This is a genomic window from Sphingobacterium sp. KH_072 (assembly GCF_057837975.1).
The window spans coordinates 1,211,118-1,236,502 of the sequence record NZ_CM174457.1; the positions used below are offsets into that span (position 1 = coordinate 1,211,118).

Below are 25,385 nucleotides of genomic sequence, written 5' to 3' on the forward strand. Positions count from 1 at the left end.
CGATCTGTCTATTTATAGTATTATAGCATGTGCCAGTGGTTAACCTCTGCGCGGTCTTTGACTATGGTGTACCAATAAAGCAGCCTGCTCTGGTTTCTGTTTTTGGCTATCAGCCGGTTTTTTTAGTGCTGCATTTGCTGGTGCGACGGGTTTCTTCGGCTTTGGTCGCAAATCGCCATTGTAGATGCGGTCTTGCAAATATTTTGGTAATGATATGCTGTCACGGATATACTGCTCGACCATCATACTCGCGATGGGCGCAGCCCAAGTACCACCATAACCTGCGTTCTCGACGAATACCGCGATGGCAATTTTTGGGTTTTCTCGCGGAGCGAAAGCAAAGAATACCGCATGATTTTCACCATGTGGATTTTGCACGGTACCCGTTTTTCCACACATCTCTATGCCCGGAATGGCCACCGCACGACCCGAACCGCCTTGATTCACCACGCGACTCATACCTTCAATCACGGGTTCATAATATTTGGCATCAACGCCAGCGTAGATTTTCTCGGCAAACTCTGGCTTCACGATCTGTTGATCGCCAATACCTTTGATGAGATGCGGACGATAATAGAATCCTCGGTTGGCCACAATCGCAGTGATATTCGCCATTTGCAAAGGTGTAATTCCCAATTCTCCTTGTCCGATAGACAGGGAGATATTAAAAGAAGAGCGCCATTTGCCACTGCCGTAAATTTTTGTATAATAGCTTGAAGTAGGCACCAAACCCGGTTTTTCTCCCGGCAAATCTATGCCCAAGGTATTTCCTAAACCAAACTTCATTAGCGCTTCGCGCCATAAATCGTAAGCTTGCGGACCCGACATGCCCCGTGAATCAATCATTCGCGCAAATACATTCGCATAGTACGGATTACACGAAAATTGAATAGATCTTGCCAAGTCGATCGTGCCGTGCACGCCCGTGCAGCGCATCAACCCTCGTCCGCCGCCATAGCGATAGCCACCACTACAGGTAAATCGCGTTTGTGCATCGATCATGCCCGCTTGCTGTGCCGTCAATGCCGCAACTACCTTAAAAATCGATCCTGGTGGATAAGAGGCTTGAATTGGGCGAATGAACATCGGTTTATCTTCGTTGTTCAACAAATCCATGTAATTGTTTCCCAAATCACGACCCACCATCAGGTTTGGATCATACGTTGGGCTGCTCACCATCGCCAATATCTCCCCACTAGATGGTTCAATCGCCACGACAGAGCCCAGTTTGTTCTTCATTAGTCGCTCAGCCAAGATTTGAAGATCTTTATCCAAAGACGAGACCATACCATCACCCGTAACGGCCAACGTGTCGTATTTACCGTCCATAAAAGAGCCTTGCGGCCGATTGAGCGCATCTACCATTTGGTTTTTGATGCCTCGCTTACCGCGCAACAAATCTTCGTACGCGCGCTCTACACCCGTTGCACCGATATAATCACCCGGCCGATAAAAGCCTTCTGATCGTTCGATATCGCGTTGATTTACTTCCTGAATATAACCTAAAAACTGCGCGGCAATGCTATCTGGATAACTGCGTACCGTACGGTTTTGCACATAAAAACCTCGAAATTTATACAAATGCTCCTGCAAGCGTGCATAAGTAGTAGAAGAAAGTTGCTTCTCGAACTGCGAGGCCCGATAAGGAGAATGCGCTTTGGCTTTTTCGATCCGCTGGATGTAACCTTTCTTGTCTATACCGATTAGTTCGCAGAGCAATAAAGTGTCGATATCTTTCGCTTCGCGAGGGGTGACCAACAAGTCATAAATCGGTTCATTCTGTACCAAAATCTCCCCATAGCGATCCAAAATGGCGCCGCGTGCAGGATATACAATGACCTTGCGCAGCACATTGTTATTGGCCGATAAGATATAGCTGTCATCAATAATCTGGATATAGAAAAGCCGGATCACGATCAGAATAGCGGTCGTAAGGAAGATACCTTGAATAATGTACTTGCGTGTAAAGAAGCTATTGTTCATATACGATACGCGATGGCTGTTTATAATTATATACCCAATCGAGACTTCCGTTTGTAAAACAGCAGACTGATCAAAAGAATGATTGCAAAAGTACTTAAACTACTTAGTAAAATGCTCAATGACGTCATCAAGAAGTTTTTGAAAGAGAATACCTCAATGATAAAAAGCGTAAGATGATGTATTAGCGTACCAAAGAAGATGTATGAGATATACCATTTGGATCCCAACTCGCCCCAAGATGGGCTGTCGGAAGATTGTCGCACATCCATTTCTAATGTAATACGTACAAAGACGATCCGAAACCATGCTAAGACCACGCAGGCCGCGGCATGAATACCCAGCGAATCGTAAAATGCATCCACGGCCAGTCCAGTGGCGAATGCCAGCACATATACAAGGAAATTTGATGTGCCGAGCGGCAATAGAAAGATGATTAAAATGTATGGGAAGAAGGTCGCTAGATTATAGTAGCCGATATTCTTAAACAATACGACCTGTATAATAACCATGGCGATAAAGCGGAGGATATTTTGAAAAATGATTCTAGCCATTATCTTCCCTTTCTGCTTCTAACATTTGTTTTTCTTCTTCCAGGTTATCTTTCACGACATATACGTGGTGTAGGTTGTGAAAATTAGTACTTAATCTTACTCGAATATCCAAAAAGCTCTCTCCCGACGTTATACCCGTTTCATCCACTTCGCCTACTTTGATTCCCTTCGGGAACAAAGAAAATCCTGAAGTTCGAATTACTTGTCCTTTTTCGGCTTTGATATGATTTGGAATATCGCGTAGCATGGCTAATTTGGGATCAATATTATTCCCCCAAACCAAAGAACCGAAAGCTTCTGTGCTATCCAAAGTAACAGAAACACGAGAATCGGGGTGAAGCAGCGACCGAACCGTCGCAAAATTGGTAGATACTTGCAGTACAATGCCTACCACACCGTTGGATGTGATGACGCCCATGCCTTTTTCGATGCCCGCATTGGTGCCTTTACTCAGCGTGAGGTAATTACTTTTTTGGTGAATACTATTATTGACCACTTCGGCCACGATAAACTCATACCGACTTTCGTCGATGGAATCTGCCAGCGGAATGGAGTCCAGCGTATCGCGTATGATGTACTTTTGTAGTCGTTGTCTTAGTAGCGCATTCTCACGTGCCAGATCTTCGTTTGTGGTGCTCAGGTCTAGATAACTTTTCCAAGAATTTAATCGATCATAAAAAGATCCTACCACCACATTGGAGGAACTGACGAAAGAAGAGCGTTGGAAGGAATTATTGCGGATGGCGAGGATCACGGCCGCCGTAAAAAAGAGCAAAAACCAGAAAAAGGCATTATAACGAATAAAGAAAAGCCAAAGGTTTTTCATCCTGTTGTTTTATTTTCCTGCTTTTGCTCCTATGGATGGCTAGCTGCCTGAAATATCCCTGTGTAGCCTGTCCCTAAAATTATTTGACACGTTTACGGAATCATTTCTATCATCATCCGCAAACGTGTCTATTACCTACTCCAAAATGGAGATGAATTACTGCATTAAAAATTTGAATCTTCCTATGTTCTTCAAGGCGATACCCGTACCACGTACTACAGCACGAAGTGGATCTTCCGCGATATGAACTGGAAGTTTTGTTTTGGCTTGCACGCGTTTATCCAAACCGCGCAACAAGGCACCACCACCTGTCAAATAAATACCTGTTTGGTAAATATCGGCAGATAATTCTGGCGGCGTGATCTCCAAGGCTTTTAGAATTGCTTCTTCGATTTTAGAGATAGATTTGTCCAGACAGTGTGCGATCTCTGTGTAAGAAACCGTGATCTGCTTAGGAATTCCGGTCATCAAATCACGGCCTTGTACAGGGAAATCATCTGGAGCATCTTGTAGCTCAGGCAATGCCGAACCAACTTCAATTTTAATTTTCTCGGCCGTACGCTCACCAATCATGATGTTGTGCTGGCGACGAATGTATTGTACGATATCTGAGTCGAAATTATCACCCGCTACGCGAATAGATTGATCGCAGACGATTCCTGATAGGGCAATGACAGCAATCTCTGTGGTACCACCACCGATATCAATAATCATATTACCAACGGGCTCTTCTACATCGATACCAATACCGACAGCAGCAGCCATAGGCTCGTGGATAAGATATACTTCTTTTGCTCCCGCAATCTCCGCAGAGTCACGCACCGCACGTTTCTCTACTTCGGTAATGCCAGAAGGAATACAAACCACCATACGCAGAGATGGGAAAAACCAGCTCTTGCCGTTGTTCACCAACTTCACCATACCTCGGATTAGATGCTCTGCAGCCGTAAAATCTGCGATAACACCATCCCGAAGTGGGCGTACTGTTTTTATGTTGTCGTGCGTTTTACCCTCCATCTGCATAGCATGCCGACCGATCGCAATAACTTTGTTTGTGGTGCGATCAAATGCGACAATAGAAGGCTCGTCCACCACTACTTTGTCGTTATGTATGATAAGGGTATTCGCCGTACCCAAGTCAATCGCAATTTCTTGCGTAAACCAATTAAAAAGACCCATCTAACGCGAATTTTCTAAGTTTTATTTTAAATGCAAACCTACTGAAAAAAATCTTTTCTTCGGCTATACTCACTCATAAAAAATGAGGAACTTTCTCGAATATAAGATCGTGTTTGATCAGTGCTATAGGGCAACGAGTAAATGATTGGTTTATTGTATAGATGTGCCGATGTAATAGTTAAAAATATCTGCTGTAATACGCTTATCCTTGATACCTGGCAACGCCATGAATTGAAACTTATCTGTCGGTTTTAAGCGGATTCTGTCCGCTTCACCTACTAGGATATCTACGGGCATGCTGAAGCCCTGTGCTTCGGCAATCCAACGATAAGCGATCTGATCCTCAGGCATTCGGATGATCTCTAAAGTCGGTATGCCGGCATGTTGGACATACTGCTCAAAAGTTTTTGAAAAATCGATGCCCGACGTTTTGTTGACGTACTGCACAATGTCGTTATAGTCTACTGTTTTATGGTAAAACGAGCTATTTAGTCCGCGCAAAATTTCTCGCCATTTCGCATCGTCATTGATAATCGTGCGCATCATGTGAAGCATAACGCCACCTTTTGGATACATATCGCCAGAGCCTTCCTTGTTTACGTTGTATGGGCCTTGAATAGGTGCGTTGTTTGAAATGCCTCGACGATTGCCATGCACATATGCTCCACTCGCTTCTTTGCCATGGAAGTAATCGATAAATAAAGCTTCGGAATAATTGGTGAAACTTTCGTGGATCCACATGTCTGCCAGATCTTTGGAAGTGATATTGTTACCAAACCATTCGTGCCCAGATTCATGCACCACGATGAAATCCCACTTTAATCCCCAACCCGTGCCCGAATTGTCTCTACCCAAATAGCCATTGCCAAAGCGGTTGCCATAGGCGATCGCACTTTGGTGCTCCATGCCCAAATGCGCAGTTTCCACAATTTTGTAGCCATCTTCATAAAAAGGGTAGGGGCCAAACCAGTGCTCAAAAGATTCTAAGGTTTCGCGCACGTTCTTTTGTAAGTGGCTCATTTTGTCTGCATTTTCTCGCAACACATAATAATCTACCGTTAGCGGCCCTTTCTCGCCGTTATAATTTTCATTTAAGTGCACATAATCACCAATATTCAACGCTACATTGTAGTTGTTGATTGGATTGACCACTTTCCAGTGATATTTGGTGTACGTGTTTTTTAGTTTTTCGGTTTTTACCAATCGACCATTTGACACATTCATCACACCTTGAGGCACCGCTACGGAGATGAGCATGCTGTCTACTTCGTCCGACTGATGATCTTTGTTGGGCCACCACACGCTCGCTCCCAAACCTTGGCACGCAGTCGCTACCCAAGGTTTGCCATTGCTATCTTGCTTCCAGTCAAATCCGCCATCCCAAGGTGCGCGTGTCGCTTGAATAGGATTGCCAGAATAATGCACGACAAAAGAATCTAGTTTTCCTTTCGGAATGGTGCTTGGAAAAGCCACGAAAACAGCATTGTATTCGCGGTCAAAATCCAGCTCCTTACCTTTGTACACGACTTTATCGACCGAAAGATTCTCGAATAAGTCGAACTGCAACGTGTCGAAATTATTCACCGCCTCAAAACGAAATAGATTAGTTCCCGCGATGTGTTTGTTTTCGATGTCGACCGTCACATCCAAGTGGTAATATTTGATATCGTAGCAGGTTCTGTACGGGGTCAGCTCACCGCGTAAAGAATCGGCTTTAGTAAATAATTGCTTGGCTTTCATCAGCTGTGCTGATGCGCAAAATGGTGCGCTCACGATGCTGAAAAGTAATATAGCGGCAAACTTTTGAATCATGGTTGATGAAAAATATGTTGTAAGGTAAATCTACAAAAAATCGCTAGGGATCGGCAAATCTTTGTGGATTGTGCGATTATCAGTAAATAATTGGGTAAATTAGGATAACCAAAACAGTTAACCATGTACAAATTCTTTTTCATCATCTTAATATGGGGATTGTCCGGATTATCTTCTTTTGCCCAATCGCAATTATTTAAAAAAGGAACAGTTAATAAGGATATTTATATCGAATTGCCTTTTGAGGTTTTTCATGGCCATATTATTGTGCAGGCAGAAATACAGGGCACTACCCATCGCTTTCTTTTTGATACGGGTGCTCCAAATATGATTCGAGGCGAATTTTTATCAAGCAATGTCAAACCTAAATCACAAAAGATTAGCGATAGCCAAAATCAAAAAGGTAAAATGGCACTTGGAATTATTGATTCGCTCACATTGGGCGGTGTGAGTTTCTATGGTTATGCCGCGTTGGATCACGATTTTTCAGACAACTTTCCGTTCAGCTGCTATGATATCGTTGGATTTATTGGGAGCAATCTGTTTCGGGATTTGATTGTGAAAATTGATTGGAAGGGGCAAAGGCTGATAGTTACGGACGATTTGGCAAAGGTAAATCCCAACACGATACCAATAAAAATGAAGCTGGTAGGTTCACAACTACTACCCTATATCTCGCTTTCATTGGGTGATGATAAAAAGACAAATGTGCCGGTATTAGTAGATATTGGATATAATCATCAGCTGACGTTAAGTAAGAAAGAGTATGAGAAGAAGGCTCAGAAAAGAGTTTTTAGTCAAGTTATTGATTTGGAGGGCATTGGGTCGACGGGAATTTATGGATCGGCGAGCAGTAATCAATACGCCGTAACCGCGAATTATATTGGTGTTGGTTCAGTTGATCTAAAAAACATGAACATCGCAACATCAAACGGTAGTAGCAAGATAGGGACGGGATTGCTGGAATATGGTGATATGATCTTGGATTATAAACACAAACACTTTTATTTTGAAAGCAATGAAAAGGTCGTTGATTTTACTAAAGAATTGCCAGCCTATACGCCCAGTGTTAAGGATAAGAAAATGGTGATAGGATTTATCTACCGAGAAGATTTGAAAACGAAGATGAAACCTGGTGATCAGATTATTAGTGTGGATGGTGTAGATATTAATAATTTAGCACCTTGCGACATGTTGAAAATTTCTCCACGCGCTAAAGAACGATTGCAGATTTTGTCGGATGGAAAACTGGTAGAGGTGGAGCTATAGCCATGTTCCCATAACATGGCTATAGCTTACACATAATTAACTAAGCTTTTTTCGTTTTCTGCATTTTTCGTTTATCAAAAAACTCCTGGATGGCTTCTAGATTAAACGCATTTAAGCATTTGTCGGCCGATAGGCCGCCTTTGCGCCCGACCAATACGCCGTATTGCATGTCGTGAAATCCTTCCATACGATGCGCATCTGGGTTTATGGATAATAGCACACCTTTTTGCAGTGCGTAGCGATGCCAGCGCCAGTCTAAATCCAGACGAAGCGGATTGGCATTGATCTCAATCACAACATTATTACTTGCGCACGCGTCGATCACTTTTTTGTAGTCGATGGGATATCCAGCTCTGGAAAGTAATAATCGACCCGTCGGGTGACCTAAAATGGTGGTGTACGGGTTTTCAATCGCTTTGATTAAGCGTTCCGTCGCTTTTTCTTCCGTCATGCCCAAATTGCTGTGCACCGAAGCGACGACAAAATCAAATTTTGCTAAAATATCCTCCGGATAATCCAATGAACCATCGCCCAGGATATCCGATTCAATGCCTTTGAATATTTTAAACGGCGCTAATTTTTGATTGAGTTGGTCAATTTCTAGCCATTGCTGTTCGATGCGCTCTACCGAAAGGCCATTGGCGTAGACAGCAGTTTTGGAGTGATCGCATATACCCAAATATTGTAAACCCATTTGCTCTTTACAATAGGTCGCCATTTGTTCTAAGCTGTGCACACCATCCGAATAGGTAGAGTGATTGTGTAGTGTGCCCAAGATATCTTCATTGCGAATGAGTACGGGCAACGTATTCTCCACTGCCAAATCAATTTCATTGAATCCTTCGCGCAATTCGGGTTCAATATACTTCAGGCCTAGCGCTTCATAAATATCGACTTCGGTAGCCAAGTTAGGAATGTCTTTGTTTCGTGCTGTTAGTAAGTCGATATGCTCACTGGATCCGGTGGTCAACAGCCAGTTTTTGGCAAAAGAATCCGTCGCGGTGGTGAAAATGCGATACGCAATATTATTATCATCTTTGAAATGCACAGCTTCTCGGTCGGCATCGATCTGCAAAACATATTCCTTGCTTTCTAAGGTCGATACCAATACATGCTGCGGAAGATCGATCAATAAATCGATGTGTTGCAATACTTCTGCTTTACGGCGGTAATCGCCCGTAAAGACGATCTGATTGTCTGGGAAATTTTGTTTTAAAGCGTCCAAAACCGCTTCTGCGAAATGTGTGGCTCGGGCATACAATACCCAACCTTTGTTGGCGATCGAGAACTCAATGTTTTTCTTAATTTCTTCCTGCGTCTTTAAGCCAAAACCTTTGGCTTCCACCAGTCGATTTTCATTGCAGGCGTAATACAGTTCGCCAATGCTTTCGATGTTTAAATTTTTCCAAACGATCTGAATCTTCTTTGGTCCTAAGCCTTTAATGCTAAGCATTTCTAACACTCCTTCGGGCACTTGCTCCTTTAATTTGTCCAATTCAGGCAGCGTGCCCGATTGGATGATCAGCTTGATTTTTTCGGCCGTGCTGTTTCCTATTCCCGGTTGTTCGCTTAGTTCTTCCATACTGGCCTTTTCGGCTGCAAAAGGAAGTTTGTCAATCTTAAAAGCGGCACTGGTAATGGCTTTGGTGCGGAATGGATTTTCATTCAGCAATTCCATCAACTGACAATATAGTTTGAAAACCTTTGCGACGCTTTTATTATCCATGGAAATAGGGTGTTTTTTCAGTATTTGAAAGACAAAGATAGGTAAATATGGGCAATCGGCGATGTGTATTGACACGTCTTGCCAGAAAGGATAAAAGGGGGCAATTGCCCCCTTTTATATTATTATTTATGTCGTATTGCTACAGCCGTAGCGTTTACACTTGTTCCGTTTCTTCTGTGGTTTTCATCAATGGATCCGGACGGTGGAATTTGTGAATAATCAATCGAATACCAGAATTCTTGGTGAAAAATTTAACACTCCAGTTGATGAACGTCACCAATTGGTTGCGGAATCCAGCGATAGATAATAAATGGACAAACATCCAAGTACACCATGCGATGAATCCTTTCAAATGTATTTTGCCCATATCAACCACCGCACGATTGCGTCCTACGGTCGCCATAGATCCTTTATCGAAATACTTGAAATCTTCTGTATTATTCTCACTATTCAAAATACTCAATATGTGATCGGCCACATATTTACCTTGTTGCTGTGCAACGGGCGCTACACCCGGAAGTCCATTTGGAGTTTTTTCGGTTACAGTAGCCGCTACGTCACCAATTGCGTATACGCCCGGCATATCGATGATCTGGCATTGGCCATTCGTTTTGATTCTATTGCCGCGTTGTACAAGATCAGGATTGATTCCTTCTGGGAATTGACCTTTCACACCAGCACCCCAAATCACCGTTTTAGTTGGGATTTGATCGCCGTTGGATAAGGTGACTGTCAAGCCATCGTATTCTTTTACAACCGTATTTAAGATCACTTTTACTCCCAGTTCTTCAAGGTAGCGTTTTGCATCGCGAGAAGATTTGTCGGAAAGTGCAGCCAGTACTTCGCCTAATCCTTCCACCAGATATACATTCATCTCATGTTTGGATAGCTCTGGGTAATCTTTCTTGAGCATGTGCAACTGTATTTCTGCAATAGCTCCCGAAAGTTCCACGCCTGTAGGACCACCACCTACGATCACAAAATTGAGTAGACGCTCGCGATCTTCTGCGTTCTTACGCAATACCGCTTCTTCCAAGTTTTGCAATACATAACTCCGGATATTTTGCGCTTCTAGGATACTTTTCATACCTAAAGAATACTTCTCTACATTGGCATTTCCGAAGAAATTGGATGTAGCACCACTTGCTATCACCAAGTAATCGTAATCGAACTCACCGACAGAGGTATGTACTATTTTAGCATCTTTGTCGATGCGTAGTACTTCTGCCATACGAAAGCGAAAATTGGACTGAGATTTAAACATTTTGCGTAGTGGGAACGCAATAGAATCGGACGCTAATGTACCCGTAGCTACTTGATAAAGTAGCGGCTGGAACGTATGAAAATTGTTGCGATCGATCAATAAAACTTCAACTTCTTTGTCTTTTAAGCGACGCGCTACTTCTATACCTCCGAAGCCACCTCCGATAACGATGACTCTTGGGAATTTTCTCTCAGATCGATTTAGCAACATAATGATTTCGATGAAATGTAAATCTTAATTGTGATTTTTCTGCAAATATCTGACTAATTATCTCATTTCGATAAATAAAAATGAATTATTATAGGTTATACAATGTTTTAAAGCATTTTGTTTGATTTAAAATATTACAAATTAGATAGTTATATTAGTTTTGTGGAATGTGTATTTACTACACTAAATAAGCCTTTGTAATTTTCATAAGAGTACATTGTGATAGCGTTTTTGAGGTTAGACATCGAATACCTGTATGTTATCTCATAGAATCGTCATGCTTTCTGTAAAACGGGACGACTGAGCGAGTGATTTGTGACGAGATATCGTAACTTTGTTTGAGATTAAAAAGAGAGGAACAATTGAAACCATTTCATATAGATAAAATTCGTGCAGATTTCCCTATCCTAAGTACGCAAGTGCACAACAAACCGTTGGTGTATTTGGATAATGGCGCGACAACACAAAAACCGATGCAAGTGATTCAAGCAATCACCGATTACTACACCAACATGAATAGTAATGTGCATCGTGGTGTGCATCATCTAAGTCAGATTTCTACGGATGCTTTTGAAGTAACGCGCCGCAAGGTGCAGGAATTCATTCATGCGGCACATGATTACGAAATCATAATCACTAAAGGCACGACAGAAAGCATCAATATGGTGTCTAACAGTTTTGGCAAAGCCTTTGTGAAAGAGGGCGATGAGATTATCATTACCGCGATGGAACATCATTCCAACATTGTGCCTTGGCAGATGCTTTGTGAAGAAAAGAAAGCCGTGCTAAAGGTGATTCCCATGTTGGAGAATGGAGAATTGGATGTGGATGCGTACCGCGGATTATTGACCGAGCGTACCAAACTGGTGACGTTCAATTATGTCTCTAACGCGCTTGGAACAATCAATCCGGTAAAGGAAATGATTGCCGAAGCGCATCGTTATGGCGCGGTTGTGTTGGTTGATGCCGCTCAGGCAATTCAGCACATCGCGATTGATGTACAGGATTTGGATGTGGACTTTTTGGTATTCTCCGGACATAAAATGTATGGCCCTACGGGCGTGGGTGTTCTGTACGGTAAAGAAGATCTGTTGAATGCGATGCCTCCTTATCAAGGTGGTGGCGATATGATCAAAGAAGTGACACTCGAAAAGACGACCTACAACGAATTACCTTTCAAGTTCGAAGCCGGTACACCAAATATCGAAGCTGGGATCTGTTTGGCTTATGCTATTGATTATATCAATGAGGTTGGTCTAGAGGCCATTCAAAAGCACGAAGAAGAGTTGTTACATTACGCTACACAGGAATTGGCTAAGATCGAAGGTATGCGATTTATAGGCACGGCCAAAGAGAAAAGCTCGGTCGTATCTTTCTTAATCGACGGCACGCATCCGTACGATGTGGGTGTACTATTAGACAAGATGGGAATCGCCGTGCGCACCGGACATCATTGTGCGCAGCCTATCATGGATTATTACGGTATTCCGGGTACCGTTCGCGCAAGCTTTGCCCTATATAATAGCAAAGAAGACGTGGATGCATTAGTAAAAGGTGTAACCCGCGCCGCAAATATGTTAAGATAAGAATACAACATGACGATCAACGAAAAACAAGATGAATTGATAGAAGACTTCGCTTTCTACGAAGATTGGATGGAAAAATATGAATACATCATCCAGTTGGGCAAAGAACTTCCGCTCATCGACGAAAAATATAAGACCGAAGATTACATCATCAAAGGTTGCCAATCCAAAGTTTGGTTGCACCCCGATATGAACGACCAGGGCAAGATAGATTTTGCCGCGGATAGCGATGCGATTATTACCAAAGGTTTGGTCAGTCTGATGGTGAAAGTGCTTTCGGGGCATACCCCGAAAGAGATAGCTGATGCCGATTTATATTTTATCGATCAGATCGGATTGAAAGATCATCTTTCGCCAACTAGGGCAAATGGTTTACTATCCATGGTGAAGCAGATGAAGCTGTATGCTATTGCATTACAGATGAAATAATTGTACATTCGAGAAAGCATCTACAATTATGGAAAGAAAATCTTTTTTAAAAGGCGTAAGCGCAACGGTATTGACTGGTGCAGTATTGGCCGCTTGCGGTTCTCCAGTAGCACAATCTTCTGAAAGTTCGGTAGAATGGGGTGAAGGTACGATCGTACATTCGGTCTATTTCTGGTTGCGTACCGATCTTACGGATCAGGAAAAAGAGGAATTTCCACAGTTTTTTGAAGCCTTGAAGAAAGTACCCGGATTTACAGCCTGCCGAGTAGCTACGCCAGCACCAACCACGCCTCGTGAAGTGGTTGATAATTCTTTTTCTTATCACTGGATTGCCGTATTCCCTTCTATGGACGAAGTCAATATCTACGAAAAACATCCTGATCACTTAGCGGCTGCCGAAAAATTCTCGAAGTACTGGACCAGAGTCGAGGTGCGCGATTCTATCGCTTAATCGACGGCATCCACGATCGTGTGAAAGGCGATCACTTCCTGTCCAAAAAATAATTTGGCCTTTTCTCCAAAGTCCGCCGCATCATCTGTGGTATAAAAGGTGTATGTGCTGCCACGTTGGCACTGCTCTTCTACTTCTGGGTGTCTCCTCAGATAATCGGCCAAACTATCCGCGACTAGTTCGCCTTGCGGGACTAATCTGATGTGTTTTGGTGTGTGTGCTTGAATAGTCGGGAGCAATAAAGGATAATGCGTACAGGCCAATAAAATGGTGTCGATTTCGGGCGACTGACTGAGTAAAGCTTCCACATCTTCCTTTACGAAGTAATGCGTCCCTTCGCTATCTAAATCATTGTTTTCGACGAGCGGTACCCACACCGGACAAGCATGTTGATGTACCACAATCTCTGGATGAAAGCGGTGAATCTCTATTTTGTACGATTCCGAGCGCACCGTGCCTTGGGTAGCCAAAATACCGACATGACCGGTTTTGGTATATTGGTTAATGATTTCTGTGGTCGGACGAATCACGCCGAGCACTTTTTTGCCAGGCGGAAGATCATTTTGTTGGATGCTCCGCAATGCTTTTGCGGATGCCGTGTTGCAGGCCACAATCACGATTGGACAACCCATTTCAAAGAGCTTGAATACACATTCTTTCGTGTATTGGTACACCGTTTCAAAAGATCGGTTGCCATAGGGTACGCGCGCATTGTCGCCCAAGTAGGTGTAACTATATTGTGGCAAGCGCTCGCAAATGGATTTAAAGACGGTTAATCCGCCAAATCCAGAGTCAAAAATTCCGATAGGTCCTTGATTCATCTTCTGCATAGTTACACATTATTCTCGAAATCCGCTAGTTCGTCTGTTGTAATTTCAGTACAGGCATTCTCTCGAAACTCAGCTGTCAGGTATTTTGATAATTATAACCTAAATTTGAACCAGTTTTCCATAACGAATCGTCGTCATACATGCATAAATTTCAAATCGCAGAGATCATCCGCCAGCCCAATGATAATATCACCATAGCTTTTGATGATGTCGATAAGGATTTTCCGCCTTACTTGGCAGGACAGTTTCTAACGCTGGCATTTGATTTCAATGGCCGACAAGTTCGGAGATCGTATTCTTTCAGTAGTTCACCGGTAGTGGATGAACCGATTGCCATTACGGTGAAGCGAGTAGATAATGGCGAAATTTCTCGATTATTGCACCATCGCACTTCGGTAGGAGATACGATTGAGGTAATGGCCGCACAAGGCTTGTTGGCCTACAAACCGCAAGCAGATGTGCACAAAACGCTTTTTTTATTTGCGGCCGGAGTGGGCGTTACACCGTTGTTTTCTATTTTAAAAACAGCTTTAGTGGCTGAGCCATATACGAAAGTGGTTTTGGTATATAGTAATGGCTCATCTGAAAGAACTCTCTTTTGGAATGAACTCCGCGAATGGCAAGCCAAATACCCAGATCGTCTGCACGTAGAATGGATCTTTTCGAACTCTAAAAACTTATTGACGGCTCGTTTGAATCGGGAGTATGTTATTGGCTTGATTCAACAATTCCACAATCCTGCAAAGGAAACGGCTATTTACCTATGTGGTCCGGTGTTTTACATGGATCTCTGTCGTTTTACCTTATTGGGGATGGGATTTCCGGATGAGACCATTCATCGAGAAACGTTTTTCTTCCCAGAAGAAGAAGCAGACGACGATGAGCGCGAAGAGGAAGTAGAAGATACTAATACGTATCAGGTGGTATTGAAGTTTCAAGGCCAAAGCTATGATCTCGCTATTCCATACAATAAAACCATCTTGGATGTAGGTCTTGAACAGAAGATCAAGTTGCCGTATTCCTGCAAATCAGGAATGTGCAGTACCTGCATATCGCAAGTGCATGCTGGCTCTGTTCGCATGACCTACAATGAAGTATTGACAGATCGGGAAGTAGATAATGGCCGCTGCTTGATCTGTACTTCGCATCCTGTGGAAGATGGCGTAGTGGTGGAGGTGTTGTAAACATTAAGAAATCACCAAGCTAAAAAAGAGTAAACAACAAAGCCCCGACTTTCATCGAGGCTTTGGTAGTTTTAATAGAAATGGGAGTGAATTATTTCACTTCTTTCAGCATTTCTTCAACAGCGGTTTTCAGCTGCGGATCTTCGCCATTCAAGAAAGCTTCATAAGGAAGCGGTACACGGATATCCGGTTCTACTTGCATGTTCTCTGTCGTGCGGCCTTCTTTGCCAATTGTTCCGATCATTGGGATACCGAATACAATGGTTGGGTCGATTTGCGATTCCCACCAAACGGCTGTTCCAGTTCCCGGTACTGGCATACCGACTAGTTTGCCCAATCCATTTTGTTTGTAGATGTACGGGAAAATGTGCGCATCACTATAATTGCCTTCGCTCATCACCACGATAGAAGGTTTTGTCCAGCGAGAAGCCGGTTCGCCACCTTTTACGATGTTGCCTTGCGGAGCAAATTGCAGGTACTGCTTACCACTTAAAAACGTGTTGAGATCATCATGTAACCAACCGCCACCGTTGAAGCGCGTGTCGACTACCAATGCCTTTTTCTCCACGTTTTCGCCCATGGCGCGCTCGTACAATTCGCGGAAGCTGCCATCGTTCATACCTTCGATATGCACGTAACCAATCTGGCCGTTACTGATTTTGTCTACATACGCTTGGCGACTCTTGATCCAGCGCTTGTACATCAATCCATTTTCTTCACCTTGCGAGATAGGTTTGATATTTTCAGAAAAAGGAGTGCCGTTAGCTGTTTTGCCGCTGATATGCACGTATTGTTCCGCCTTGCGGTTGAATAATTTCGCCCAATCTTCGTTTGCTTTCAGCGGTTTGCCATCGATCTCGGTGATCGTACTACCTTTGTCAATTTTGCTATTCGCTTTATCCAACGGGCCACCTGGAAGCACTTCGGTAACGCGTAATCCATCGCCGATATACAACTCATCGTATAATAAACCTAAGCTCGGCGTAATATCCGGATTAGACGGTCGCGGAGAGTAGCGCCCACCTGTATGCGAAGCATTCAGTTCACCTAACAACTCGCTCAACAACTCCTGAAAATCGTGGTTGTTGTTGATGTGAGGCAAGAAGCGCGCATAGGTATGCTTGTAGCCTTTCCAATCGATGCCATGCAGCTTTGGATCGTAAAATTTCTTCTCTACTTGTAGCCAGGCGTGGTGAAACATGTATTCCCGCTCGGCCGCAGCATCCAGACTGATTTCGCTCTTGCTGCTGATCGGAGTTACTTTTCCGCTTTCGGCATCTACTTTTACCAAGCTACCGCGATTGGTCATAAATAGGCTTTTGCCGTCTTTGCTAATCTCCAATCCACTTGGTGATCCGCCCAGCTTAGCCAAGATTTTAGTCTCGCGCGTACGCGGTTCGGTTACCCAAAGATCATAACCTTTTTCAAATGCTGCTAAGTAGAATAGCTTGCTAAGATCTTTGTTCAACACATAATCACTGATGGACGAACTGTTGATCGTGAGGCGTATTGTTCTGTCGCGCAGGTTTTCGATATTTGGAACGAATTCTGGAGCCGGAGTTTTCTTCTTAGTAGAATCTTGTTTTTCTCTTTCTTCTAGCAATTTGAATTCATCCTTATTCAACTGAAAGCGATCGTAGGCTTCCTGATCGAAAAATGCGGCAAATACGTCCACTTCTCTACTTCCTTGATAGGCTAGCGATTTGCGGCCGTAACGGCTGCTTTCCCAAGTCATGATTTTGCCGTCTTGCGACCATTTGGCTCCGCCATCACCAAAACCACTTTGTATAGGATGACGAAGTTCACCACTGCCATCGGCTTTCACCAATGCGGTGTTGCCGCTCAAAAAGAAACCACGCTGATCATCCACAAATAACCAACGGCTATCTGGGCTCCACTCAAATCCCCAATCGCCATCTGCATAGGAGTGATTGCGACCTTCGGGAAGGATGGTAATGGCTTTGCCACCACTTACGGGCATTACTTTCAGGATATTACGGTCTTCGATGAAGGCGATGGATTTGCCGTCCGGCGAATATTTTGGCGCAAAGTTATTGTGGCTGTTGACCAGAACAGGAGATTCTTTGAGCAAGCTGGCGTTAAAGAAATACGATTCTCCTGCTTTGCCAATCTCGGTTTTATAGATGCCCCAGCCGGTGCTATCCCGTTCGGCCGCGTAGATCAGCGTTTTGCTGTCTGGTGCCCAGTCGAGCATGCGTTCCTGACCGGCAGTTTCGGTGATCCGTTTCGTGAAATCACCTTCTACGCTAGTGACAAATAATTCGCCCCGGGTGATGTAGGCAATCTGCTTACCATCTGGACTGAGCTTGAATTCTCTTGTTTCGCCGCTCAATGGCAAGTTTTTTACATCGGGTAGTCCAGAATCGGTATTGATACGGATACTCAATTTAGTTGGCGTGCCACCTTCTGTGAGCGTGTAAATAGAACCGTCTTGTGTAAACGCTAAGGTATTGTTGCTCGAAGCGCTAAGGTGGCGTACTGGATTTTTGGTGAAACGGGTCAGCTGTGTATTGCCAGTACCCTGTACGCCCTTCTTATAAACATTCAGCGTACCGTCTTTCTCGGAAAGGTAAAATACCGACTGGCCATCTTGAGCGAATACGGGCTCGCGATGCTCAATCTCTTCATTGGTCAGCGCCAAATAGTTATTTTTTTCGATATCGTAGATCCAGATATCACGCGTTACCGAAGAGGTGTGGTGCTTGCGCCACGCATCCTCATAGCCTTTGCGGTCCTGAAATACCAATTGCTTGCCATTCGGGCTTAGCTTGGCGTGATCCATACCTGCGGCAGATATCAGCTTGGCACGGCCACCATTTACAGGCACTTGATATACATTTTGAAACAAACGGATGCTTGGGAAGCGTACGCTGGCAGCCGGAGCTTGACGCGCACTACCGAAATAAACCGATCCATTATCTGCCGTGAAATCATACGGATAATCGTCGGCGCTATTGTAAGTAAGACGCGTCGCTTGCCTTCCATTTGCCGGCATCACAAAGACATCAAAGTTACCATGGCGATTGTTGGCAAACGCAATCCATTGCCCATCGCGGCTCCAGATAGGCATCATGCTATGCGATTCTCCCACAGTTAGTGGCGTCGCATTGCCACCGCTAGCAGCTACCTTGTACAAGTTACCTTGATAACCAAATACAATAGATGTACCGTCTGGCGAAATGGTTGGATAACGAAGCCACAAGGCTTCTTGAGCAGAAAGCACGACAGGAACCCACAGGCAGGCTGCAACCAAGAGCTTTCGCATAGAAAAGTATTTGTGCATAGACTTAGTAGTTAATAAAGTGTTAGACACAAAAATACATTTTCCTGCAGAAATACATTGTCACAGTATTATGTGAATTGACTAGGCAATTCGCTACCGCGGTAATTTTTCTGGGCGACGCATATGGTAGTATGTTGTGGAGGCTTCTTTTTTTTACCGTTATCAATAAAAAAAGAATTTTAGCATATTATGCTCGATATTTTAATATATATTTGGATTTAGTATAAATAAAAATAAATATTCAAACATGAAAAAAAACCTTTTAAAACTTCGTCTGTACAGTGTGTTACTCTTACTAGTGATTTTATAATACTCCCCAAATATTGGACAGCTGATTAAATTCGATAATTTAACAGTTGAAAATGAAAAAAGAGCGTAGAAAATTCAGTCCGGTTTTCAAGACCAAAGTAGTCTTAGAAGCCCTTAAAGAAGTTAGTACCATGCAGGAACTTGCTTCCAAATACAGCCTTCATCCCACACAGATCACCGCTTGGAAACGGGAATTTCTGGAGAAAGCTGACACGGTGTTCGGTTCAGAGAAACCTACACAGAAAGAAGAGTCTAAAGAGAAAGAACTTTATTCCAAGATTGGTGAACTTCAGATCCAAGTTGATTTCTTAAAAAAGGTATTGGGGAAATGAGCATGATAGAAAGGCGCGGACTTGTTTCCCCAGGATATAAACCGCTAAGTATTGTGGGGCAGTGTAAGCTGCTGAATCTTCAGCGTAGCTTCTATTATTTCAAGCCTAAAGGTGAATCCTTGTTGAATCAGTCCATCATGAAGCTAATTGACCGCAAGTTTCTGGACTGTCCATTTTACGGTGTGGAACGGATGACTGCGTATCTCAACAAAGATCTAGGGTATCGTATAAATGCCAAGCGCGTACGGCGTTTATATCGGCTAATGAGCCTTCGGACCATTTACCCAAAGAAGAACCTAAGTAAAGCAAATGCAACACATTACAAATACCCGTACTTACTCAAAGGCTTAAAGATAGAGCGGCCAAGCCAAGTTTGGCAGGCCGACATCACTTATATTCCTATGTTTAGAGGCTTCATGTATATGTTCGCCATTATAGATGTGTATAGTCGAAAGATTGTGGGATGGAGTATCTCTAATACCATGACGGTGGAATGGTGCAGGGATGTGCTGTTGGAAACAATAGCAGAGCACGGCACTCCTGAAGTATTCAATACCGATCAGGGTTCACAATTTACCAGTCCGATCTTTACCAAAGTCCTCAAGGATAATCGTGTGAGTATATCTATGGATGGAAAAGGAAGAGCGCTGGACAACGTGTTTATCGAAAGGTTCTGGAGGTCATTGAAGCAGGAATACATTTATTTGAACCCACCTAACGGTGGCATGGAGTTATTCCAAGGTGTGAAAAGGTATGTCGAATTTTACAATACGGAAAGAAGACATCAGTCTATGGACCATTTTACCCCAAATCAGGTATTCTATCAAAATAATAAAAAAGTGTCGTAAATAAACTTAAGTTTGAACTATTGCTGTCCAGCAAAAAGGGAGTACTATATTTCGTCTTGTCAAAGATCAAATTTTGAGGAGTTAATATCGAATGATTTACAAAATTTGTCTTCTGAGAAAGCTACTACATTTGATCGTTCTTTAAGCATTTCGGAAGCTGGTTTTATTCTAGATAAAATAAAATCAGATTCTAAATTTAGAGAAAGTAATGTCGTTAAATCTGACAGTGATTACGTGCATTTAGTTAAAAATATGAATATAAATGGTAGACAGAAAAAAGTGAATATAATAAGAAAGACGAACTGGAACATTCAATCGGGAAGCGTCCAAAGGTATAGGTTTCATACATATCAAGATATTTGCTGGGCGATTCCAGAAGAATATCCCAACATAAATTGTTATAGTGAAAAGGATTTTCCATATTTAGTAAAAGATTTAGCTATAAAATTAAATGATTTTACTGCGATTGTTTATGAAGAGTCTCGTTATTTTGAAATGAGTCCAAACGGTTGGTTCTTAGGAGAATTTGTGTTCGAGATAAGTACCGCATCGCCAATTTATGAAGAAGTTGAACGCTTCGTTGAGAATGATCCAGCTGGAGCATTGGTTCATTACTAAGAGTAGGTTTATTAAGCTCTTTCAATGTTTGTTGAAATCGAGCTGTGTGAAACTAATGTGCATAAACGTTTACAATTCAGGTCTGTAATTTTCAATGCTTAAAAGTTGTTAAAACTTAAAGGAAATGATAGTGCATTAGTCGTAAATCTGATGCCAATTTCACGTTTAGTATGATGATAATTTAAGAAGTACTATCATATTGACCTGCATATGCTAAGTACGAATAAAGGCTGTCTCAAATTTCACGAGATAGCCTTCTTAAATATTCTTCGTTTGTATATGAATCTCGGGTGATAGGCGGTTGTCACTGGTTAGTTTGTTGACTGTTTTCCCTAATTTTTAGCAATGGCAATAAGTCCCAGTCTATAAACACTTTTACTGTACCTCAAAGTATAAATCATAGAAATCTTTGGTTATTTTTTATTATTACAAAAGACCGTCTCAACATTACAAGATCATGACTTACGCTTTCTTATCTCCAGTGCGCTAGTAAATAATTCTTAAACTTGGTTTTTGTACTCCTCTGGTCGTGCAATGATCTGTATAAGCCTGAAATTCCACTTATGGCAGCCTGATTAACCGGGAGGGCACCAAAAATGAAGCTGCCTTTTAAGACAGCCTCTACTCAGGTTATCAGCTTTTGAGTATTATGCTTTTATTTGATTAAATCAAAAAATGATTATCAAATAGTTGAATTTTCAAAAGTAAAAGTATTACAAACCTACGATACGATATAGATAAAATTCATTAGAACTTATTTGAGATGTTGGAAGATTATTATACCAGCTACGCATGCCATAGGTGTCCAATATAAAATCATCATAAATTACATAAGCTACTCTATTACTGCCAACTCGATGTAGTAAGTAAGTCATGTTGTTGTAAGGGTTTACGTATTTTGTCATATTCAATTCGCTTATAGATACGTATCCGCCCGTCGAAGTACATATTTCCTAAGTTCTTGATAAATCAGACCTTTGGTTTATGAGCAAAGAAGAGAAAAGAGTTCAGATGTTTGCTATGATAGCAGACTGGCAGCAGAGCGGCAGGAGCAAGAAACGATACTGCGAGGAAAAAGGGATCAATGAGGCTACGTTTTATTACTGGTTTTCGCGCATTAAAGAAGACGATACGTCCAGCGGGCGTTTTATATCGATCGATAAGGCCGTCAAAAACAGTACTATTGAGGTTGTCTATCCCAATGGGGTGCGGATCAAGGTAGATACCGATCTTGGTTTACTTTCCCAGTTGATCCGCCTTTATTGATATGTTTTCATTGGGTTCCTCGCATCGGTTCTATCTCTACGATGGCCATTGCGATATGCGCAAGAGTTTTGACGGACTTTGTGGATTGATCAGTTCGGTGATTCAACGGCAAGCCACCAGTGGTGAAGTATTCGTCTTCCTAAACCGTAGCCGTACGCACATGAAGTTATTGCATTGGGAAAAGGGTGGCTTTGTATTGTATTACAAACGTTTGGAAAGTGGAACTTTTCTTGCTCCGTCCACAAAAAACAACGAGTTGTCCTGGAGTGATCTGGTACTGATGGTTGAAGGCATACAGGTCGTAAAGAGTATTCAAAAAAGACGTTTTTATTTACCTTAAAAGTGGCTTTCATATAGGATAAAAGTCGCTTTTTTCGTATATTCACCATATGGAAACAGCGCTGGAAAACCTCTCAAAAGAAGACCTTCTCAAGGTCATTTCCAGTCGTGATGTAAAGATAGAGCACCTCATTCAGGAACGCGATCACTTAAAATATCAGGTTGAAATGCTAAAGCGTATGCAGTTCGGACAGAAGCGTGAGCGCTTTGAAGGCAATCCTGACCAGACTATGCTCCCTTTCAATGCGGAGCCTGCTGAAGTAGAGCAGCAACAGGAAGAAATCAAAGAAAAAATCGAGTATGTCCGTAAACGTCCTAACCATAAAGGACGTGCTAAATTGCCTGCACACCTTGCTGTGGAAGAGATTGAAATCCATCCCGAAGGTGATCTGTCCCAAATGGTCTGTATCGGAAAAGAAATTACTGAAGAATTGGAATGCGAGCCTGCTAAGTTCTACATCAAACGTTACATCCGTTATAAGTATGCCGCCAGAGATGGATCTGCTGTATCCATCGCCGAACTTCCTGAACGGGTAATCGATAAAGGAATACCGGGGCCAGGCCTGCTGTCGATGATCCTGACCGCTAAATATATGGATCACCTTCCTCTATATCGACAGAAGCAGATCTTTGCCAGGGAAAACATACAGATAGCCTGCTCAACCATCGAAGGATGGACCAGACAAGCGCTAGAAAAACTGGAACCACTGTATGAACAACTCGTCTTCGATACCAAAGCTCAAGGGTATCTGCAGGTAGATGAGACCCCAATAAAAGTACTGGACAGCGATAAAAAAGGCGCTACCCACCAAGGTTATTATTGGGCATACCATGCTCCATTGGAGGGAACCGTATTATTTGATTATAGCCCTACCCGCGGTGGTATTGCTGCTGTACCGATGCTTGGAAACTTCAAAGGTTATCTCCAGACGGACGGCTATGCAGTGTATGAAAAATACGGTAAAAAGAAACAGGTGACACACCTTGCTTGCTGGGCACATGCGCGCCGTGAGTTTGAGAAAGCACTGGATAATGACAAGCAAAGAGCTGAAAAGGCATTATTGATGATCCAAAAACTTTACGCTGTTGAAAGTCGGGTCAAAGAAGGTGAGCTTGATGCCAAACAGATCAAAGAAATCCGTCTGGCCGAATCACTGCCTGTTATCAACGAACTGGGAAAATGGATCTTTGAAGAGATAAAAAATACACTTCCTAAAAGTCAGATTGGTAAAGCAATGGCCTATGCATACGCCAGATGGGATGCGCTATCAGCATACTTGTATGATGGAAATCTGCATATAGATAATAATCTTGTCGAGAACGCTATTCGCCCGGTTGCACTGGGACGAAAAAATTACCTCTTCGCAGGAAGCCATGAAGCAGCACAGCGTGCGGCAATGATCTACTCGTTCTTTGCTATCTGCAAAAAACATCAGGTCAATCCATTTCAGTGGTTAAAACATACGCTGGAAAATATCATGTCCATAAACCATAAAAACTTAAAGCTTCTTTATCCTCAGAACTTCAAAAATCAGCTAACTTGTAGTTCGTAGGGCGGATACATAGATACACCATCTTGAACAAGATCAACATCACTTATAGAACTATTCATAGTTAACACATATTTCAGATCGTAAAAATTCTTTTTGTCATTTACCATTGATATTGCATGTTGCATAGGGTTTTCGGAATTAGGTATGTCTATGCCGAGATCAGAGATCTTGATAACATCTGAATGTCTTGTAACCAGAAAGCATGAAAGACTCGAGTATGTACCTTTGTTATCTATGTTTATCTTAATGTAGGGCTCTATTAGCGTCGTCGGGTTGATGAGATAATCGTATTCATTAGTCAAAATTTTATTTATTCTATTTTGGAAATTTTCTTCCAAAATGAAGTCCGATACAGGTGTTAGTCCCCCATTGTTGATTTTTGTTATAATGTGCTTATTGATGTCTTCGAACCCTGAAATCCAGTTGCTTAGATCAATAGATGTGTTTGCTAGTTCTGTTGCAGTTGTAAAAGTTCCTGAGCTATAACTTCCACCATTTGTAATAATAGAGGTTTTATTAGTTACAAATTTGTATTTCGATTCCATTTCTTGATATTTTCTGTTATTAGAACCGAAATTGACTGTAGATGTATCATCCTCTTTTCCAAAGCTCGCATCAAGATTTATATCCATTTTTCGTTCTCTAGTTTCTTTTGATTCAGTGCTATTAGAAGTGCCATAAGATAGTGCTATTGCGTTGCCCCCATGTGTGAAATTCGTTACGACAAGTCCTCCCTGATTGTTAATTAGATTTTTAATTGGCACATTATATATTTCATCTACAAATGGTTGGTAAAGAAATCTTTCTCCGATTTTCTTTCTAAGGTGCGAATTTTCCGCATTCAACTCGTAGTTTCCAGCATTAACATTTATACTTAGTTGGCCATAAACACTGTTGCTTTCGTTAGTTAAACTATTCGTAAATACCTTATTGAAAGTATTTTGTGATCCTATTGAGAAGATCTTAAAATTCAATTTAAATCCTGCCTTTATAGTTTCATTAGCCTCTGATTTTTCCAGATACTGGCTGTGATTGGAGAATGAGAAAAAATCGTGGTTTACATATCTGGTACTCGGGTTGTAGATAACTTCTTGATCTTCAGAGTACAACTTCGCTACGTCAACGATGGGGAACTTAATATTCATAGGATTGGCAATAGGAATCTCTTTAAATATATATCCTCTACCAAGATACCTTGCCATTAGTAAACTGTTTGTAGGTAGGTCGCTTAGAATGTTTGCAGACTTTTTGTCGACAACTAATGATTGATTTTCATTTAGATTTTTACTCAAAATAACTTGGTATTTTCCACTTCTTTCTCGTAGAACGATTTCTTCGTTACCTGTCTTTGATTCGGTCAGTAATTCTTCTTTATTACATGATGTGTTGAAAATTATCGCACACGCCATAATTGAAATGTACTTAATGATATTTTTTTTCATTTTGTAGAGATTTTTTTATGATACAAATATATAGTTTATTTAGATTAAATTTAAATAGAAGGTTATTAGTTTTC

At 42.1% G+C, this 25,385-nt stretch carries 22 protein-coding genes; 11 read left to right on the top strand and 11 right to left on the bottom strand.

All coding sequences use genetic code 11. The features are described from left to right. Positions 1-39: 39 nt before the first annotated feature. From mrdA to AC3IRT_RS05715, 5 genes are all read right to left on the bottom strand, one after another. Positions 40-1,983: a penicillin-binding protein 2 gene (gene mrdA, locus AC3IRT_RS05695; RefSeq protein WP_489395454.1), complete on the bottom strand. Its 1,944-nt coding sequence runs from the start codon at positions 1,981-1,983 to the stop codon at positions 40-42. A 26-nt stretch (positions 1,984-2,009) separates the two neighbouring features. Next, a complete protein-coding gene (locus tag AC3IRT_RS05700; RefSeq protein WP_489395455.1) occupies positions 2,010-2,534 on the bottom strand; it encodes a rod shape-determining protein MreD in 525 nt (174 codons plus the stop codon). Then, on the bottom strand, positions 2,527-3,360 hold the full coding sequence (mreC, locus tag AC3IRT_RS05705; protein ID WP_489395456.1) for a rod shape-determining protein MreC: 834 nt from the start codon (positions 3,358-3,360) through the stop codon (positions 2,527-2,529). The genes AC3IRT_RS05700 and mreC overlap by 8 nt, the downstream gene beginning before the upstream one ends. 156 nt (positions 3,361-3,516) lie before the next feature. After that, positions 3,517-4,539: a rod shape-determining protein gene (locus AC3IRT_RS05710; protein WP_066750435.1), complete on the bottom strand. Its 1,023-nt coding sequence runs from the start codon at positions 4,537-4,539 to the stop codon at positions 3,517-3,519. Positions 4,540-4,689: 150 nt separating this feature from the next. Further along, a complete protein-coding gene (locus AC3IRT_RS05715; protein WP_489395457.1) occupies positions 4,690-6,351 on the bottom strand; it encodes a M1 family metallopeptidase in 1,662 nt (553 codons plus the stop codon). 123 nt (positions 6,352-6,474) lie between these two features. Between AC3IRT_RS05715 and AC3IRT_RS05720 the strand changes: the two genes are divergently transcribed. Next, a complete protein-coding gene (locus AC3IRT_RS05720) occupies positions 6,475-7,620 on the top strand; it encodes a pepsin/retropepsin-like aspartic protease family protein (protein ID WP_489395458.1) in 1,146 nt (381 codons plus the stop codon). Positions 7,621-7,660: 40 nt separating this feature from the next. On the opposite strand, the gene AC3IRT_RS05725 is transcribed toward AC3IRT_RS05720, so the two are convergent. Continuing rightward, a complete protein-coding gene (locus AC3IRT_RS05725; RefSeq protein ID WP_489395459.1) occupies positions 7,661-9,346 on the bottom strand; it encodes a helix-hairpin-helix domain-containing protein in 1,686 nt (561 codons plus the stop codon). A gap of 154 nt (positions 9,347-9,500) precedes the next feature. Continuing rightward, positions 9,501-10,820, bottom strand: coding sequence for an NAD(P)/FAD-dependent oxidoreductase (locus AC3IRT_RS05730; protein WP_489395460.1), 1,320 nt, complete (start codon positions 10,818-10,820; stop codon positions 9,501-9,503). A gap of 338 nt (positions 10,821-11,158) precedes the next feature. Between AC3IRT_RS05730 and AC3IRT_RS05735 the strand changes: the two genes are divergently transcribed. Genes AC3IRT_RS05735 through AC3IRT_RS05745 form a run of 3 tightly spaced genes read left to right on the top strand, consistent with a single transcriptional unit; the run spans position 11,159 to position 13,286 of the window. Then, positions 11,159-12,406 (top strand): aminotransferase class V-fold PLP-dependent enzyme, encoded by a 1,248-nt coding sequence (locus AC3IRT_RS05735; protein ID WP_489395461.1) that lies wholly within the window; start codon positions 11,159-11,161, stop codon positions 12,404-12,406. A gap of 9 nt (positions 12,407-12,415) precedes the next feature. Then, positions 12,416-12,835: a SufE family protein gene (locus AC3IRT_RS05740; protein WP_489395462.1), complete on the top strand. Its 420-nt coding sequence runs from the start codon at positions 12,416-12,418 to the stop codon at positions 12,833-12,835. A gap of 28 nt (positions 12,836-12,863) precedes the next feature. Beyond that, positions 12,864-13,286 carry a Dabb family protein gene (locus AC3IRT_RS05745; protein ID WP_489395463.1) on the top strand — a complete coding sequence of 141 codons (423 nt, stop codon included), beginning with the start codon at positions 12,864-12,866 and terminating at the stop codon, positions 13,284-13,286. On the opposite strand, the gene murI is transcribed toward AC3IRT_RS05745, so the two are convergent. Then, positions 13,283-14,107 (bottom strand): glutamate racemase, encoded by an 825-nt coding sequence (gene murI / locus AC3IRT_RS05750; protein WP_489396107.1) that lies wholly within the window; start codon positions 14,105-14,107, stop codon positions 13,283-13,285. The two genes, AC3IRT_RS05745 and murI, sit on opposite strands and share 4 nt — an antisense overlap. A gap of 149 nt (positions 14,108-14,256) precedes the next feature. Between murI and AC3IRT_RS05755 the strand changes: the two genes are divergently transcribed. Further along, complete coding sequence (locus AC3IRT_RS05755; protein ID WP_489395464.1) at positions 14,257-15,300, top strand: 2Fe-2S iron-sulfur cluster-binding protein; 1,044 nt, start codon at positions 14,257-14,259, stop codon at positions 15,298-15,300. Between the two features lie 91 nt (positions 15,301-15,391). Here the strand turns inward: AC3IRT_RS05755 and AC3IRT_RS05760 are convergent, their stop codons facing one another. After that, positions 15,392-18,604 carry a S41 family peptidase gene (locus AC3IRT_RS05760; RefSeq protein ID WP_489395465.1) on the bottom strand — a complete coding sequence of 1,071 codons (3,213 nt, stop codon included), beginning with the start codon at positions 18,602-18,604 and terminating at the stop codon, positions 15,392-15,394. A 362-nt stretch (positions 18,605-18,966) separates the two neighbouring features. On the opposite strand from AC3IRT_RS05760, the gene AC3IRT_RS05765 reads away from it, so the two are divergent. From AC3IRT_RS05765 to AC3IRT_RS05775, 3 genes are all read left to right on the top strand, one after another. After that, positions 18,967-19,245 (top strand): transposase, encoded by a 279-nt coding sequence (locus AC3IRT_RS05765; RefSeq protein WP_489393147.1) that lies wholly within the window; start codon positions 18,967-18,969, stop codon positions 19,243-19,245. Next, entirely contained in the window at positions 19,242-20,093 is an 852-nt protein-coding gene (locus tag AC3IRT_RS05770; protein ID WP_489393126.1) for an IS3 family transposase, read from the top strand. Before AC3IRT_RS05765 ends, AC3IRT_RS05770 begins: the two co-directional genes overlap by 4 nt. A 105-nt stretch (positions 20,094-20,198) precedes the next feature. Next, the gene (locus AC3IRT_RS05775; RefSeq protein WP_489395466.1) at positions 20,199-20,711 is read left to right on the top strand and encodes a hypothetical protein; all 513 of its coding nucleotides are present in this window, start codon (positions 20,199-20,201) and stop codon (positions 20,709-20,711) included. A gap of 713 nt (positions 20,712-21,424) precedes the next feature. Here the strand turns inward: AC3IRT_RS05775 and AC3IRT_RS05780 are convergent. Then, positions 21,425-21,616: a hypothetical protein gene (locus tag AC3IRT_RS05780; protein WP_489395467.1), complete on the bottom strand. Its 192-nt coding sequence runs from the start codon at positions 21,614-21,616 to the stop codon at positions 21,425-21,427. A gap of 79 nt (positions 21,617-21,695) precedes the next feature. Here AC3IRT_RS05780 and tnpA point away from each other — a divergent pair, with 79 nt between their 5' ends. From tnpA to tnpC, 3 genes are read left to right on the top strand one after another with little or no spacing between them, the layout of a single operon-like run. Then, positions 21,696-21,977: an IS66 family insertion sequence element accessory protein TnpA gene (tnpA, locus tag AC3IRT_RS05785; protein WP_489393001.1), complete on the top strand. Its 282-nt coding sequence runs from the start codon at positions 21,696-21,698 to the stop codon at positions 21,975-21,977. 1 nt (position 21,978) lies between these two features. Next, entirely contained in the window at positions 21,979-22,317 is a 339-nt protein-coding gene (gene tnpB / locus AC3IRT_RS05790; RefSeq protein WP_489395468.1) for an IS66 family insertion sequence element accessory protein TnpB, read from the top strand. 49 nt (positions 22,318-22,366) lie between these two features. Then, entirely contained in the window at positions 22,367-23,869 is a 1,503-nt protein-coding gene (gene tnpC / locus AC3IRT_RS05795; protein WP_489393140.1) for an IS66 family transposase, read from the top strand. Here tnpC and AC3IRT_RS05800 read toward each other — a convergent pair. Then, positions 23,848-25,311 (bottom strand): hypothetical protein, encoded by a 1,464-nt coding sequence (locus tag AC3IRT_RS05800; protein WP_489395469.1) that lies wholly within the window; start codon positions 25,309-25,311, stop codon positions 23,848-23,850. The two genes, tnpC and AC3IRT_RS05800, sit on opposite strands and share 22 nt — an antisense overlap. Positions 25,312-25,385: the final 74 nt, after the last annotated feature.

Bases quoted from the DNA above. Each gene is read 5' to 3' on its own strand.
- mrdA (WP_489395454.1), bottom strand. From the start codon at position 1,983: ATGAACAATAGCTTCTTTACACGCAAGTACATTATTCAAGGTATCTTC.
- AC3IRT_RS05700 (WP_489395455.1), bottom strand. From the start codon at position 2,534: ATGGCTAGAATCATTTTTCAAAATATCCTCCGCTTTATCGCCATGGTT.
- mreC (WP_489395456.1), bottom strand. From the start codon at position 3,360: ATGAAAAACCTTTGGCTTTTCTTTATTCGTTATAATGCCTTTTTCTGG.
- AC3IRT_RS05710 (WP_066750435.1), bottom strand. From the start codon at position 4,539: ATGGGTCTTTTTAATTGGTTTACGCAAGAAATTGCGATTGACTTGGGT.
- AC3IRT_RS05715 (WP_489395457.1), bottom strand. From the start codon at position 6,351: ATGATTCAAAAGTTTGCCGCTATATTACTTTTCAGCATCGTGAGCGCA.
- AC3IRT_RS05720 (WP_489395458.1), top strand. From the start codon at position 6,475: ATGTACAAATTCTTTTTCATCATCTTAATATGGGGATTGTCCGGATTA.
- AC3IRT_RS05725 (WP_489395459.1), bottom strand. From the start codon at position 9,346: ATGGATAATAAAAGCGTCGCAAAGGTTTTCAAACTATATTGTCAGTTG.
- AC3IRT_RS05730 (WP_489395460.1), bottom strand. From the start codon at position 10,820: ATGTTGCTAAATCGATCTGAGAGAAAATTCCCAAGAGTCATCGTTATC.
- AC3IRT_RS05740 (WP_489395462.1), top strand. From the start codon at position 12,416: ATGACGATCAACGAAAAACAAGATGAATTGATAGAAGACTTCGCTTTC.
- AC3IRT_RS05745 (WP_489395463.1), top strand. From the start codon at position 12,864: ATGGAAAGAAAATCTTTTTTAAAAGGCGTAAGCGCAACGGTATTGACT.
- murI (WP_489396107.1), bottom strand. From the start codon at position 14,107: ATGAATCAAGGACCTATCGGAATTTTTGACTCTGGATTTGGCGGATTA.
- AC3IRT_RS05755 (WP_489395464.1), top strand. From the start codon at position 14,257: ATGCATAAATTTCAAATCGCAGAGATCATCCGCCAGCCCAATGATAAT.
- AC3IRT_RS05760 (WP_489395465.1), bottom strand. From the start codon at position 18,604: ATGCACAAATACTTTTCTATGCGAAAGCTCTTGGTTGCAGCCTGCCTG.
- AC3IRT_RS05765 (WP_489393147.1), top strand. From the start codon at position 18,967: ATGAAAAAAGAGCGTAGAAAATTCAGTCCGGTTTTCAAGACCAAAGTA.
- AC3IRT_RS05770 (WP_489393126.1), top strand. From the start codon at position 19,242: ATGAGCATGATAGAAAGGCGCGGACTTGTTTCCCCAGGATATAAACCG.
- AC3IRT_RS05780 (WP_489395467.1), bottom strand. From the start codon at position 21,616: ATGACAAAATACGTAAACCCTTACAACAACATGACTTACTTACTACAT.
- tnpA (WP_489393001.1), top strand. From the start codon at position 21,696: ATGAGCAAAGAAGAGAAAAGAGTTCAGATGTTTGCTATGATAGCAGAC.
- tnpB (WP_489395468.1), top strand. From the start codon at position 21,979: ATGTTTTCATTGGGTTCCTCGCATCGGTTCTATCTCTACGATGGCCAT.
- tnpC (WP_489393140.1), top strand. From the start codon at position 22,367: ATGGAAACAGCGCTGGAAAACCTCTCAAAAGAAGACCTTCTCAAGGTC.
- AC3IRT_RS05800 (WP_489395469.1), bottom strand. From the start codon at position 25,311: ATGAAAAAAAATATCATTAAGTACATTTCAATTATGGCGTGTGCGATA.